We start from the raw sequence: 13,436 nt of genomic DNA, 5'->3' as shown, positions 1-13,436 counted from the left end.
GACACCCGACACCCCCACAGCCCTGGAGGGCCCATGAGCACCGAGAAGACCGCCGTCTCGACCCCCGACGCCCCGGCGCCCGCGCACACGTTCCACCAGGGCGTGCGCAGGGGCCCGTTCGTCCAGGTGTCGGGCCAGGGCCCGGTGGACCCCGCCACGAACGAGTACCTCCACCCGGGCGACGTCGCGGCCCAGACCACGCGGACCCTGGAGAACGTCCGGGCGATCGTCGAGGCGGCCGGCGCGACGTTCGACGACGTCGTCATGCTGCGCGTGTACCTCACGAGGCGTGAGGACTTCCCGGTGATGAACGAGGCGTACGGCGCGTTCGTCGCGCAGCACTCGACGCGGGGCGTGCTGCCGGGCCGCACGACCGTGTTCACCGGGCTCCCGCGCGAGGAGATGCTCGTGGAGATCGACGCGTTCGCGATCACGGACTGACGTGCCTGCCCCCTCGTCGTGGGGTGGGTGGCGCGCCCTAGGGTCGTCCGCATGACCGGGGCGCGCAGATGATCGGGACCGTGGCCGTCGAGGGGTACCGCTCGCTGCGGCACGTCGTGCTGCCGCTCGGACGGGTCACCGTGGTGACGGGCGCGAACGGCACGGGCAAGTCGAACCTCTACCGGTCGCTGCGGCTCCTCGCGCAGTGCGCGCTCGACGGAGCCGTCGGTGCCCTCGCGCGCGAGGGCGGGCTGCGGTCGACGCTCTGGGCCGGCCCGCAGCACGGGACCCGCGCCACGCGCGACGGCGACCTGCGGGCCCGGCTCCGCACCGGTCCCGTCGCGCTGCGCCTCGGCGTCGCGGGCGTCGAGGCGGCGGACCTCGGCTACGCCGTCGACCTCGGGCTGCCCCAGGACGGCGGGTCGGCGTTCGCGCTCGACCCCGAGATCAAGGTCGAGGCCGTGTGGTCGGGCCCGGCGCTGCGCCCCGCGACCCTGCAGGCCGAGCGTCGCGGCCCCGCCGTGCGCCTGCGGGACGACGACGGCGCGTGGGTCACCTCGCCCGCGCGCCTGCGCACGTTCGACAGCATGCTCGCCGAGCACGTCGACCCCGTCGGTGCCCCCGAGGTCGTCGCGGTGCGCGAGGCGCTGCGCTCGTGGCGCTTCTACGACCAGTTCCGCACCGACCCGCTCGCCCCCGCGCGCGCCGTGCAGGTGGGGACCCGCACGCCGGTCCTCGCGCACGACGGCGCCGACCTCGCCGCCGCGCTCGAGACGGTCCGCGACCTCGGCCGGGCCGACGAGCTCGACGCCGCGGTCTCCGACGCCTTCCCGGGAGCCCGTGTCGAGGTCCGCGCCGACGACGGCCGCTTCGAGCTCGCGTTCCACCAGCAGGGCCTCCTGCGGCCGCTCTCCGGCGCGGAGCTCTCCGACGGCACGCTGCGCTACCTGCTGTGGGTCGCCGCGCTGCTCAGCCCGCGGCCTCCGGCGCTGCTCGTCCTCAACGAGCCGGAGACGAGCCTGCACCCGGACCTGCTGCCCGCGCTCGGCACGCTCGTCCACTCCGCGGCGCGGGACACGCAGGTCGTCGTGGTGACCCACTCGACGCCGCTCGTCGACGCGCTCCGCCGCGCCGCGGCGTCGGGCGCCGCGTCGGGTGCCGCCGACCTGCCCGGCCCGGCCGACCTCCAGGAGGTCGCGCTGGAGAAGTCGTCGGGCGAGACGGTCGTCGTGGGCCGCGAGGGCATGCTCGACCAGCCCGTCTGGCACTGGCCCAGGCGTTGACCCGCTCTCGGTCCCCGGACCGCCGTGCGTCAGCCCCGCGCGGCGAGGACGAGGCTCGTCACGGTCGCCGCGAGGTCGGTGAGCCGCGACGCCGTGCGGTCGAGCAGGTCGTCGAGCGCGATGGGGCCCGGGGCGATGCTGAACGCCGCGGCGATCCCGGCCGCGCGCGCCTGGTCCGCGGGCAGCAGCACGCGGCCCGCGAGCACGACGACGGGCGGTCGTCCGGGCGCCTGCGCCGCGAGCGCGCCGATCGCGTCGGCGACCTTGCCGTGGACGGACTGCGAGTCGAACGACCCCTCACCGGTCACCACCAGGTCGGCGCGGGCGATCTCGCCGGGCAGCCCGACCGCATCGGCGACGAGCTGCGCGCCCGGCTCGAGCTCCGCGCCCAGGACGGCGACGAGCCCCGCGGGCACGCCCCCGGCCGCGCCGGCGCCGGCGACCTCCTCGACCGCGACCCCGGTCTCCTCGGAGAGCACCGCCGCCCAGCGGCGCAGCGCGTCGTCGAGGAAGGCGACGTCCGCGGGCCGGGCACCCTTCTGCGGGCCGAACACGTGGGCCGCGCCGCGCTCGCCGTGCAGCGGGTTGGTCACGTCGACGGCGAGCCGCCACCGGACGGCGCGCGCCCGTGGGTGCAGGGTCCGCAGGTCGAGGCGGGCCACCTGCGCGAGGCCCTCCCCGCCGTCGGGCACGACCTCGCCGGCCTCGTCGAGGAGCCGGGCGCCGAGGCCCGTGAGGATGCCGGCCCCGCCGTCGGTCGAGGCGGAGCCGCCGAGGCACACGACCACCTCCTGGACGCCCGCGTCGAGCACCGCCGCCGCGGCGGCGCCCGTCCCGAGCGTGTGCGCGTGCAGCGGCTGCAGGGACACGTCGCTGACCTGCGGGAGCCCGCTCGCCTCGGCGAGCTCGACGACACCCACCCGGCCGTCGGCGGAGACGCCGTAGCGCGCGGTGCGCGGGCGGCCGATCGCGTCGACGGTGGGGACCTCGCGCGCGGGCACCCCCCAGACGGCGAGCAGCGTGTCGAGGGTGCCCTCCCCGCCGTCGGCCATCGGCAGCTCGACGACGTGCGCGGCGGGGACGACGCTGCGCACGCCCGCGGCCACCGCCTCCGCGACCTCGGCCGCGCTCAGGCTGCCCTTGAAGGAGTCGGGCGCGACGACGACGCGCAGCGGGCTCTCGCCGCGCGGGGCGGGACGGACGGGTTCGGTGCTCGGCGCTGAGGACACGCGGCGATTCTAGGCAGGCACCCCGGTCGCGGGCGGGTCGACGTCCGGGTCGTCCGCCGTGTTTCCCGCCACACCCGCCCCGCGCGCGCGGTCCGGTCCGACCGGCGGGATCGTCCTCTGGGCCGCGCGGAGCCGCTCGAGCAGCGCGCCGAGGGCCTCGAGCTCGTCGTCGTCCAGCGCACCGCCGACGTAGGTCGCGATCGCGCGCGCGTGGGCCCGGCCGATCACCCGCTGCCGGTCGGCGCCGCGCTCCGTGAGGCGCACCACCGTGCCGCGCGCGTCACCGGGGTCGGCCGAGCGGTCCACGAGACCGCGCCGCTCGAGGCGCTCGACCATGCGGCTCAGGGAGGGCTGGCTCAGGAGGATCAGCGCGTTGAGGTCGCGCAGCCGCATGCCCTCCGCGGGCCCCTTGGTGAGGGAGAAGAGGACGTCGTACTCGCGCATCGTCAGGTCGTCCCAGACCGGGTCCGACTGCAGTCGCCGCATGAGCGCGACCTGGGCGCGGAAGAGCGACTCCCACGTCTCGACGGCGAGACGTGCGCTGCCGACGTCCCGGGCCGACTCCCTCATGACACCTCCGGTCGATGCGTCTGCATCGACCCTACCCGGACGGGCTGCGGCTCACCGGCCGAGGCGTCGCTCGCGCTGGGAGTAGGACCGCAGCGCGCGCAGGTAGTCGACGCGCCGGAAGTCCGGCCAGTACGCCTCGCAGAAGTAGAACTCCGAGTGCGCGCTCTGCCACAGCAGGAACCCGCCGAGGCGCTGCTCGCCCGACGTGCGGATCACGAGCTCCGGGTCCGGCTGCCCCTTCGTGTACAGGTGCTCCTCGATGTGCTCGACGTCGAGGTTCTCCGCGAGGTCCTCGAGCCTCGCGCCCGCGTCGGCCTGCTCGCGCAGGTAGGAGCGCACCGCGTCGGCGATCTCGTGCCGGCCGCCGTAGCCGATGGCCACGTTCACCTGCAGCCCGTCCACCGCGGCGGTCCGCTGCTGCGCCTCGCGCAGCGCCGACGCGAGCCGCTCGGGCAGCAGGTCGAGACGGCCCATGACGCGCAGCCGCCACCGCCCGGACTGGGCCAGGTCGCGCACCGCGTCCTCGATGATGTCGAGCAGCGCCGACAGCTCCTCCTGCGAGCGGGACAGGTTGTCCGTCGAGAGCATCCACAGCGTGACGACCTCGATGCCGAGGTCCTCGCTCCAGCCGAGGAACTCGTCGATCTTGTCGGCGCCGCGGCGGTGACCCGTGGCGGCCGTCTCGCCGAACGAGCGGGCCCAGCGCCGGTTGCCGTCGAGGATGACGCCCACGTGCCGGGGGAACCCCTCGCGCGACAGCGACGCGGCCAGCCGACGCTCGTAGAGTCCGTAGACGGGATGGGGCAGTCGCACGACGGTTCCTCGGCGGTGGGCTCGGCGGGTGGTCTGGTGGCAGTGCGGCGGCAGGGCGGCACCGGCTGGCGCGTCGGCCCGGCCGACCGGACTGCCACACGGTACTCCTCGGAGCAGCGCGGTCACGGCCACGGGGTCCGGGGCGACGACCCCCTGCCCAGGATCTTCACACCGGCGGCCGGCACCTCGGGCGCCTACCTACGCATGCGTAACCTACGATGGCGTAGGTTCGCGGGAGAACGACCCCGCACCACCCGACCGACCCTTGACCGAGACCCTGGAGGACCGGTGGCCCGAGCGACGTCCGACCGCGACCCGGCACCTGGAGCCGGCACGCCCGACCCGCGCGACGAGCGTCCCGACGACGCCGCCACCGGGACGGCGGAGACCGTGCGCGAGTCCGTGACGGACGCCGTCGCGCAGGTCGCCGAGGCGGTGAAGCCCCGGCTGCGCGGCTGGATCCACGCGGGCACCTTCCCGCTCGCCCTGGTCGCCAGCATCGTGCTCGTCGTCATCGCGCCGCCCGTCGCGGGCAAGGTGTCGTGCGCCGTCTTCGGGATCTCCGCGTGCCTCCTGTTCGGCACGAGCGCCGTCTACCACCGCGGGACCTGGTCACCACGCGTCGCGGGCATCCTGCGCCGCGCCGACCACTCCAACATCTTCCTCATCATCGCGGGGACCTACACCCCGCTCGCCGTGCTGCTCCTGCCCCAGCGCACGGCGACGACCCTGCTGGTGATCGTGTGGAGCGGCGCGCTCCTCGGGCTCCTCGCGCGGATCCTGTGGCTCGACGCGCCGCGCTGGGTCTACGTCCCGATCTACGTCGCGCTCGGCTGGGTCGCCGTCGGCTACATGCCGCAGTTCTGGACCACGACCGACGGGCCCGCGATCGTCTGGCTCGTCGCGATCGGCGGGCTCGCCTACACGCTGGGCGCCGTCGTGTACGGCATCAAGCGGCCGAACCCCAGCCCGCGCTGGTTCGGTTTCCACGAGATCTTCCACGTGCTCACCGTCATCGGGTTCGGGTGCCACTACGCGGCGATCCTGCTGGCGGCTCTCGCCGCACGCTGATCTCGGTCGCAGCGTCCGGGGTGCGTCCGGGGTGGTGCCTCCCGAGGGGCGGCGGCGGGTCTACCATCCGCCCGCTCGTCCCTCGCGGTCTCCCGCCAGACCCACCACGACCCGCCGCCGCCCCTCGTCCGGCACCACCCCTCGTCCGGCACCACCCGTCGTCTCCGGTCGCGCCTCGCGCGTGCCCGGGCAGGTCGTGGTCGCCGCCTGTCGTCAGTCGCGCGGGACGACGGCGTAGCGGCGGTTCGCGAGGGAGGGGTTGCGCTCGCGCACGGCGGCGAGGGCGGCCGGGTCGAGGTCGGCGCTGCGCAGCTCGGCCGACTCGCCCAGCTCGAGGCCGACCTGGCCGTCCGGGCCGACCAGCAGGGAACGGCCCGTCACGCCCCTGCCGGCCTGGCCGACCGCCAGCACGACGGCGGTGTTCTCGATCGCGCGGGCTCGCGCGAGCGTGCGCCAGTGGTCGGCCTTGAGCGGGCCCGCGGCCCAGGCGGCCGGGACGACGAGCACGTCCGCACCCGCGTCGACGAGGCGCCGCGCGCTCTCGGGGAAGCGCAGGTCGTAGCACGTCATGACGCCGAAGGCGAGGCCTCCCAGGTGCAGCACGAGCGGCTCGGCTGCCGGGTCGCCCGCCTCGAGCCGGTCGGACTCGCGGTGGCCGAACGCGTCGTACAGGTGCACCTTGCGGTAGACCCCGGCGAGCTCGCCCTGCGCGTCGACCGCGACGACCGCGTTGGCCGCCTTCCCCGGTGCGGTCGCGGGCACGAGCGTCCCGGCGACCGCCGCCACGCCGTGCTCGCGCGCGAGGCGTCGGAGCCCCGTGACGAACGGGCCGTCGAGCGGCTCGGCGTGCTCGGGCCCCGTCCCGCCCGGGTCGAACGCCGCGGCGTACTCCGGCAGCACGAGGAGGTCGGCGTGGACGCGCGCGGCCTCGCGGAACGCCGAGCGCACGGCGACGAGGTTCGCCGCGTGGTCGGTCGAGACCTCCAGCTGGCCGAGGGTGACGCGCGCCCCGTCGGCCACGGTCAGCCGTCCCGCCGCGGGCTGCCCGACGCCGTGCCGTCGCCCGGCGCAGGCCCGTCACCGGGAGCGCGCCCGTCACCGGGAGTCCCGCCGGCCGCCCCCTCGCCGTCAGGGCCGCCGCCCGCACCCGCCTCCGGGCCGTCCGGGCCGATGCCGCGCACCTCGGCGTTGTGCCGCATGCGGCGGAGCTGCCGCGAGAGCGCGAAGAAGAGACCGACCGCGGCGAGCGCGACGGCGAAGATCGCGAGGAAGCCCGCGAGCCCCGGCGACACGTCCGTGGGCTCGAGGTCCTCGCGCAGCGGGTCGTCGGACGGGCCCGGTGTCGCCGTCTCGGCGACGACCTCGGCCGCCCACCCGGGGCCGCCCGCGCCGGTGGGGACCGCGGCACCCGGCAGCAGCCCGGCCTCGGGCAGCACCGCGTGCGGGGCGCCGGCGTCGAGCAGGCCGACCCCCGCCAGGTCCCAGGACACCGTCGGCGCGCTCATGCCGCGCCCCCCGACGTCCCGAGGCGTCCCCGGACGCCCGCGAACAGGTCGTCCTCGGGCAGGTCCACGGGCACGCGCGACTCCGCGAGCTCGTACTCCTCGAACGGCCACACGTCGACCTCGAGGTCGCGCGGGATGGCGAAGAAGAAGCCCTCCGGGTCGATCTGCGACGCGTGCGCGATGAGCGCGGCGTCGCGCTGCGCGTAGTAGCGGGCCACGGGCACGCGCGTGGTGACCTGCCGCTCCGGGATCTCGCGCGCCGAGCGGGACTCGACCCAGTCGCCGAACGGCGACTCGAGGCCCGCGCCCTGCATCGCCTCGTGCAGCGTGCGGATCCGGTTCATCGAGAAGTCGTGGTTGTAGTACAGCTTCAGCGGCGCCCACGGCGCGGCGCCGCCGTCGCGCCGGTAGCGGTCGGCGTCGCCCGCCGCGTGGAAGGCCTCGGACGCGACACGGTGGCACATCACGTGGTCGGGGTGCGGGTAGCCGCCCGACGGGTCGTACGTCGTCATGACGTGCGGTCGGAACTCGCGCACGAGCTCGACGAGGGGCGCGGCGGCCTCCTCGAGCGGGACCAGGGCGAAGCAGCCGTCCGGCAAGGGGGGCAGCGGGTCACCCTCGGGCAGGCCGGAGTCCACGAACCCGAGCCAGTGCTGGCGGACGCCGAGCGCCCGGGCCGCAGCCGCCATCTCCTCGCGGCGCAGCGCGCGCATGCCCTCGACGTCCGCCGGGCCCGCGCCGAAGCTCGGGTTGAGGATGTCGCCACGCTCACCGCCCGTGCACGTCGCGACGAGCACCTCGACGCCCTCCGCCGCGTAGCGCGCCGTCGTCGCGGCGCCCTTGCTCGACTCGTCGTCCGGGTGCGCGTGCACGGCGAGCAGCCGCAACGGCTCCTCCTCGCCCTGCTCGCGGCGGGGCGTCGGTCCGGCCGTGGGATCGGCCACTGGTCCTCCCGGGATACCTCGTGCGTCTCCGCGCAGGCGCCCGAGGGCGCGCCACGGTCGGGTCCCGGCCGTGCCACGGCACCCGCCGGGCTCTGCGAAGATGGTCGAGGACCATGATCCCCCACCCCGCCCACCGCCACGAACAGTCACGACCGGAGCAGCGGCCGAGACCAGCAGCCAGGACGACCGCGACGGCAGCGGACGGGCGGGCCACCGAACCAGGACACGCGACGTGACGAACGAGACCACCGCCCCCCAGCCCGCTCCCGGCACGCCCGCGCGGCCGCCCGCGGGACGGTACGGGCCGGAGCCGACGCCGCGGCGACGACGCCTCGCGATCGCGGCGGTCGCGGTGCTCGCCGCCGTGGGGCTCGCGGTCGTCGTCGTCATCGGGATCCGGTTCGCGAGCGAGCCGGTGCGGCACAAGCTCGTCGGGTTCGACGTCGTGGACTCCGAGCGCGTCGACGTGACGTTCGAGGTCTCCATGGAGCCCGGGACCGTCGCGGAGTGCACCGTCGACACGATGGCGGACAGCTACGCGCAGGTCGGCACGCTCGACGTGACCGTCGGCCCGGTGGACACGCTCGAGTCCCGCTGGACCGTGAGCGTCGCCACGTCCGAGCTGGCGACGACGGGCGTGGTCGAGTCGTGCCGCGTCGTGGACTGACGCCCTCGTCCGCGCCGACCGGTGGGTGCCCTTTGCTATCCTGAGGGATTCCTGCGCAGGACTGCGCCCGGACGAGCCGCGACCGTCGAGACCGACGGGACGACCGCCGTCGGGCACCGGAGCACCGCGCGGAAGACCAGCCACATGCGCTGCCACCCGGGCAGCGTCACCGACCCGGGCAGGCAGGCGCACCGCGAGAGCTCGCGCCTCGGCTGCCCGCACCTGCACGGCCGCCCGGGTGCGGCCGTCGACTTGGAAAGGAAGGAGCGAACCGTGACCAACACCACCGTCACCTGGCTGACCCAGGAGGCGCACGACAGGCTGCAGGCCGAGCTCGCCCACCTGTCCGGCGAGGGCCGCACCGAGATCGCCGAGCGCATCGCCGCCGCGCGCGACGAGGGCGACCTCAAGGAGAACGGCGGCTACCACGCCGCGCGCGAGGAGCAGGCCAAGAACGAGGCCCGCATCCGCGAGCTCACCGAGAAGCTGCGCAACGTGCAGATCGGCACGCCGCCGGACGACGGCAAGGTCGAGCCCGGCATGGTCGTGACCGCCGAGGTCGCGGGCGACGAGATGGTCTTCCTCCTCGGCTCGCGCGAGATCGCCGGCACGACGGACCTCGACGTGTACTCGCCGACGTCGCCGCTCGGTGCCGCGATCGACGGCAAGTCCGTCGGGGACGCGACGAGCTACACCGCGCCCAACGGCAACGAGATCGCCGTGAAGATCACCGGCGCGAAGCCGTTCGAGGGCTGACGACCCCCGCACGACGACGCACGCCTGCCACGACGGCCCGGCACCCATCGGGTGCCGGGCCGTCGGCGTAGCGGCAGGGTGCCGGCCGCGGGTCGGCCGGGCGTCAGCCGCCGCGGGTGGCGGGTCGGCGGGTGGCGGGTCGGGCGGGCGGCACGTCAGGCGGGCGACGACCGCTCCGACCGCTCGACGCGGTAGCCCTCGCGCGCAGCCGCGCGACGAACTCGTCGCAGTGCTCAGGACCCTTCGTCTCGACCTGCATGCGCACCCAGGCCTCGCCGATCGCGAGGCCGACGTCGGTGCGGTCGTGGTCGATGTGCATGACGTTGCCGCGCACCGCGGAGACGACCTCGAGGAGGCCCGCGAGCGCGCCCGGCCGGTCGTCGAGGAGCACCTGGAGCTGGATGTAGCGGCCCGCCGCGGCGAGGCCGTGGCGCACGACCCGCAGCAGGACGAGGGGGTCGACGTTGCCGCCCGAGAGGACGACGACGACCGGTCCCTCGAGCGGCGCGGTCCCCGCCGAGGGGTCGGCGACGTCGAGCGCGCGCGACGCCGCGAGCAGCGCCGCGACCCCGGCCGCGCCGGCCGGCTCGACGAGGAGCTTGGCGCGCTCGGCGACCATGAGCAGGGACCGGGAGATCTCCTCCTCGGTGACGGTCCGCACCTCGACGCCGTGCCGGGCGAGGAGCTCGAACGGCACGGCACCCGGCGTGCCGACCGCGATGCCGTCGGCCATCGTCGCGGCGACGCGTGCCGTCGTCGGCTCTCCCGCGGCGAGCGACGCGGGGTAGGCCGCGGCCCGGGCGGCCTGCACGCCGACGACCCGCACGTGGGGGGCGGCCTCCGCGAGCGTCGCCGCGAGCCCCGCCACGAGCCCTCCCCCGCCGAGCGGCGCGACGACGGTCCGCACGTCCGGGACCTGCTCGAGGATCTCGAGCGCGATGGTGCCCTGGCCGGCGACGACGTCGGCGTGGTCGAAGGGGTGGATGAGCACCGCGCCCGTGCGCCCGGCCTCGTCCCTCGCCGCGGCGAGCGTCGCGTCGACGTCCTCGCCCACGAGCCGGACCTCGGCCCCGTACTGACGCGTCGCGGCGACCTTGGGCAGCGCGGCGTCCACGGGCATGTACACGACGGCCCGGATGCCCAGCAGGCCGGCGGCGAACGCGACGCCCTGCGCGTGGTTGCCCGCGCTCGCGGCGACGACGCCGCGTGCCTTCTCGTCCGCGGTCAGGCGCGCCATGCGCACGTACGCGCCGCGCACCTTGAACGACCCGGCGCGCTGCAGGTTCTCGCACTTGAGCAGGACCCGGACGCCCGCGGCCTCGCTGATCGCGCGCGACGTCTGCACCGGCGTGACCGTCGCGACGCCGTCGAGCAGGCGGGCGGCGTCCCGGACGTCGTCGAGCGTGACGTGGTCGGGACCGCTCATGCGGACGGGCCGTCGCCGGCGTCCTCGGTGCTCGCGACGGGCGAGTCCTCCTGGGCCGGCCCACCGCGACGACGTCCGGCCCACCGGCGCCTGGTGGGCTCGTCGAGGTCCGCCTCCGCACGCGTGACGACCGGTGGCTGCGGGCTGCCCCGGACGACGACGCGGTCGTCGGTCCCGAGCTCGGGGAACTTGTCGTGCCCGTGCAGGTAGAGCACCACGGTGTTGAGGACGGCGGCGATCGGCACCGCGAACAGCGCACCGACGATGCCGGCGGCGAAGCTGCCGGCCGCGACGACGAGCAGCACCGCGACCGGGTGCAGCGAGACCGCGTGGCCCATGAGGAAGGGCTGGAGGATGTGACCCTCGATCTGCTGCACGAGCAGGACGATCGCGAGCATGATGAGCGCCTGCGGCCAGCCCTGCGCCACGAGGACGACGAGCACCGCGATCGAGCCGGTGACGATCGCACCGACGATGGGGATGAACGAGCCGACGAACACGAGGATGGCCAGCGGCAGCGCGAGGGACGGCACGAAGAAGGCCGCACCGATGCCGATGCCGACGGCGTCGACGGCCGCCACGAGGATCTGGGTCCGGGTGTAGGCGGACAGCGTGATGATGCCCCGGCGCCCCGCCTGGTGGACCCGGTCGCGGGACCGGAGCGGGAGGAGCCCGACGGCCCACGACCAGATCGTCCGGCCGTCGAGCAGGAAGAAGAAGGTGCAGAACAGGGCGATGAGCGCGCCCGCGAGCACGTGGCCGACCGTGGTGGCGGCGCCCAGGGCGCCGGACACGATGCTGCTCTGGTTCTCGGAGAGGGCGGACTGCGCCTGGTCGAGGTAGGAGTCGAGCGTCACCGAGTCGAGCTTCAGCGGGCCGTCGGCGAGCCAGGCCGTGAACTGCTGGAAGCCCTCGACCGCCTGGTCGCGCAGCTCCTGGAACCCGCTGACGATCTGCTGCCCGGCGAGCGTGACGAGCCCCGCGACGACGAGCAGCAGCCCGAGGAGCGCGACCCCGGACGCGAGCCCGCGCGACATGCCGAGACGCCGCTGGCAGAACCGCTGCACGGGCGTGAGCAGCACCGTGAGCAGGAGGGCGACGGCGATCGGCACGACGATCACCTTGAGCTGTGTGACCACCCAGAGCGTCGCCGCGACGAGCGCGCCGATGAGCAGGAGCCGCCACGACCAGGCGGCGGCTGCGCGCACCGAGTCCGGCACCGCCGCCGCACCGGGTCGGCCCGGTGGGAGCGGGGAGGGGTCTGCGGTCTGGTCGTGCTGGTCCGGCCGGTCGGTCTGCGCGCTCACAGCGCAACCCTAGGCGAGCGGGCACCGCTCGCGCGTGCCCGCACCGCGCGTCCGCCGGATCTGCCTCGTTCGGCGGGACGTGTCAGGAGAGCGCGCGGTCGAGGTCGGCGAGCAGGTCCTCGACGTCCTCGATGCCGACGGAGAGGCGCACGAGGTCGTCCGGCACCTCGAGCGCCGTGCCCGCGACCGACCCGTGGGTCATGCGCCCGGGGTGCTCGACGAGCGACTCGACGCCGCCCAGCGACTCCGCGAGCGTGAACACCTGCGTGCGCCCGCACACGTCGACCGCCTTCGCCTCGGTGCCCACGCGGAACGACACCATGCCGCCGAACCCGCTCATCTGGCGGGCCGCGACCTCGTGGCCGGGGTGCGACGCGAGCCCCGGGTAGATCACCTGGGTCACCGCGGGGTGCTGCTCGAGGAACGCCGCGACGGCGGCCGCGTTGGCCTGGTGCCGGTCCATGCGCACCGCGAGCGTCTTGAGCCCGCGCAGCGTGAGCCACGCGTCGAACGGTCCCGCGACGGCGCCCGACGCGTTCTGGTGGAAGCCCACCGCCCCCGCCACGTCCGTCCCGCCCGCCGGCGACGCGAGCCCGCCCGGCAGCCGGGCCTCCGCGGCGACGACGAGCGCGCCCCCGACGACGTCCGAGTGGCCGCCGACGTACTTCGTCGTCGAGTGGACGACGACGTCTGCGCCGAGCGCGAGCGGCTGCTGCAGGTACGGGGTCGCGAACGTGTTGTCCACGACGAGCAGGGCGCCCGCGTCGTGCGCGAGCCCGGCCAGCTCACGGACGTCCGAGATCCCGAGGAGCGGGTTCGTCGGCGTCTCGACCCAGACGACCTTCGTCGCCCCGGGCCGCACCGCGGCGCGCACGGCGTCCCGCACCGCCTCGACGTCCCCTGTCATGTCGACCGGCGTGTGCTCGATCCCCCACGGGCCGAACACCCGGTGGACGAGCCGGTACGTGCCGCCGTACGCGTCGCCGGGGAACACCACGTGGTCGCCCGGGCGCAGCACGGCGCGCAGCAGCGTGTCCTCCGCGGCGAGACCCGAGGCGAAGGCGAACCCCCGCGCGACGGGCGACCCGTCCGCCGTCGGGCGCAGGCCGCCGGACTCCGCGGCCGCGAGCGCCTCCTCGAGCGCGGTGCGCGTCGGGTTCGCCGAGCGCGAGTACTCGTACCCGCCGCGCAGGCCGCCGACCCCGTCCTGCTTGTACGTCGAGACCTGGTGGATGGGCGGGACGACGGCGCCCGTCGTCGCGTCGGGGTCCTGGCCCGCGTGGATGGCGCGGGTGGAGAAGCCGGTCGTGGTCCAGTCGGGGTGCTCGCTCGAGGTGCTCACCGTCCCAGCCTACGGTCGCCCGCCCCGACGGCTCGCGGGGGCGAGGTCCGCGCGTCCGCGGTGGCGGTCCCCGACGGCGCGC

Annotated in this window: 14 protein-coding genes; 5 read left to right on the top strand and 9 right to left on the bottom strand. The window is 75.6% G+C overall.

The annotated features are described in order from the left end of the window. The first annotated feature begins 33 nt into the window (after positions 1 to 33). Together ACWPWV_RS11350 and ACWPWV_RS11345 are read left to right on the top strand one after the other, a co-directional pair. Positions 34 to 441 (top strand): RidA family protein, encoded by a 408-nt coding sequence (locus ACWPWV_RS11350; RefSeq protein ID WP_454043098.1) that lies wholly within the window; start codon positions 34 to 36, stop codon positions 439 to 441. Positions 442 to 509: 68 nt separating this feature from the next. Continuing rightward, positions 510 to 1,724 carry an AAA family ATPase gene (locus ACWPWV_RS11345; protein WP_454043097.1) on the top strand — a complete coding sequence of 405 codons (1,215 nt, stop codon included), beginning with the start codon at positions 510 to 512 and terminating at the stop codon, positions 1,722 to 1,724. Positions 1,725 to 1,753: 29 nt separating this feature from the next. Here the strand turns inward: ACWPWV_RS11345 and ACWPWV_RS11340 are convergent, their stop codons facing one another. From ACWPWV_RS11340 to ACWPWV_RS11330, 3 genes are read right to left on the bottom strand one after another with little or no spacing between them, the layout of a single operon-like run. Further along, positions 1,754 to 2,953: a glycerate kinase gene (locus ACWPWV_RS11340; RefSeq protein ID WP_454043096.1), complete on the bottom strand. Its 1,200-nt coding sequence runs from the start codon at positions 2,951 to 2,953 to the stop codon at positions 1,754 to 1,756. A 9-nt stretch (positions 2,954 to 2,962) separates the two neighbouring features. Then, on the bottom strand, positions 2,963 to 3,523 hold the full coding sequence (locus ACWPWV_RS11335; RefSeq protein ID WP_454043095.1) for a MarR family winged helix-turn-helix transcriptional regulator: 561 nt from the start codon (positions 3,521 to 3,523) through the stop codon (positions 2,963 to 2,965). A 51-nt stretch (positions 3,524 to 3,574) separates the two neighbouring features. Then, entirely contained in the window at positions 3,575 to 4,336 is a 762-nt protein-coding gene (locus ACWPWV_RS11330; protein ID WP_454043094.1) for an isoprenyl transferase, read from the bottom strand. A 288-nt stretch (positions 4,337 to 4,624) separates the two neighbouring features. Here ACWPWV_RS11330 and trhA point away from each other — a divergent pair, with 288 nt between their 5' ends. After that, a complete protein-coding gene (gene trhA / locus ACWPWV_RS11325; RefSeq protein WP_454043093.1) occupies positions 4,625 to 5,407 on the top strand; it encodes a PAQR family membrane homeostasis protein TrhA in 783 nt (260 codons plus the stop codon). Between the two features lie 213 nt (positions 5,408 to 5,620). Here the strand turns inward: trhA and ACWPWV_RS11320 are convergent, their stop codons facing one another. The 3 genes from ACWPWV_RS11320 to mca are packed head-to-tail and all read right to left on the bottom strand — an operon-like array spanning position 5,621 to position 7,856. Further along, complete coding sequence (locus tag ACWPWV_RS11320) at positions 5,621 to 6,427, bottom strand: carbon-nitrogen hydrolase family protein (RefSeq protein WP_454043092.1); 807 nt, start codon at positions 6,425 to 6,427, stop codon at positions 5,621 to 5,623. A gap of 2 nt (positions 6,428 to 6,429) precedes the next feature. Continuing rightward, entirely contained in the window at positions 6,430 to 6,912 is a 483-nt protein-coding gene (locus ACWPWV_RS11315; RefSeq protein ID WP_454043091.1) for a hypothetical protein, read from the bottom strand. Continuing rightward, the gene (gene mca / locus ACWPWV_RS11310) at positions 6,909 to 7,856 is read right to left on the bottom strand and encodes a mycothiol conjugate amidase Mca (protein WP_454043090.1); all 948 of its coding nucleotides are present in this window, start codon (positions 7,854 to 7,856) and stop codon (positions 6,909 to 6,911) included. The genes ACWPWV_RS11315 and mca overlap by 4 nt, the downstream gene beginning before the upstream one ends. A 232-nt stretch (positions 7,857 to 8,088) precedes the next feature. Here mca and ACWPWV_RS11305 point away from each other — a divergent pair, with 232 nt between their 5' ends. Both ACWPWV_RS11305 and greA read left to right on the top strand, forming a co-directional pair. Then, positions 8,089 to 8,523 (top strand): DUF4307 domain-containing protein, encoded by a 435-nt coding sequence (locus ACWPWV_RS11305; protein WP_454043089.1) that lies wholly within the window; start codon positions 8,089 to 8,091, stop codon positions 8,521 to 8,523. A gap of 273 nt (positions 8,524 to 8,796) precedes the next feature. Next, positions 8,797 to 9,279, top strand: a complete 483-nt coding sequence (gene greA / locus ACWPWV_RS11300; RefSeq protein WP_454043088.1) for a transcription elongation factor GreA — start codon at positions 8,797 to 8,799, stop codon at positions 9,277 to 9,279. Positions 9,280 to 9,382: 103 nt separating this feature from the next. On the opposite strand, the gene ilvA is transcribed toward greA, so the two are convergent. The 3 genes from ilvA to ACWPWV_RS11285 form a co-directional block, all read right to left on the bottom strand. Continuing rightward, positions 9,383 to 10,705 (bottom strand): threonine ammonia-lyase, encoded by a 1,323-nt coding sequence (gene ilvA / locus ACWPWV_RS11295; protein ID WP_454043087.1) that lies wholly within the window; start codon positions 10,703 to 10,705, stop codon positions 9,383 to 9,385. Then, a complete protein-coding gene (locus ACWPWV_RS11290) occupies positions 10,702 to 12,012 on the bottom strand; it encodes an AI-2E family transporter (RefSeq protein ID WP_454043086.1) in 1,311 nt (436 codons plus the stop codon). The genes ilvA and ACWPWV_RS11290 overlap by 4 nt, the downstream gene beginning before the upstream one ends. 82 nt (positions 12,013 to 12,094) lie before the next feature. Then, entirely contained in the window at positions 12,095 to 13,354 is a 1,260-nt protein-coding gene (locus ACWPWV_RS11285; protein ID WP_454043085.1) for a cystathionine gamma-synthase, read from the bottom strand. Between the last annotated feature and the right edge of the window lie 82 nt (positions 13,355 to 13,436).

This window comes from Cellulosimicrobium sp. Marseille-Q8652, from assembly GCF_965112045.1.
Note: the sequence above shows the minus strand (reverse complement) of the source record. Positions and strands in the feature narration are given on the sequence as shown.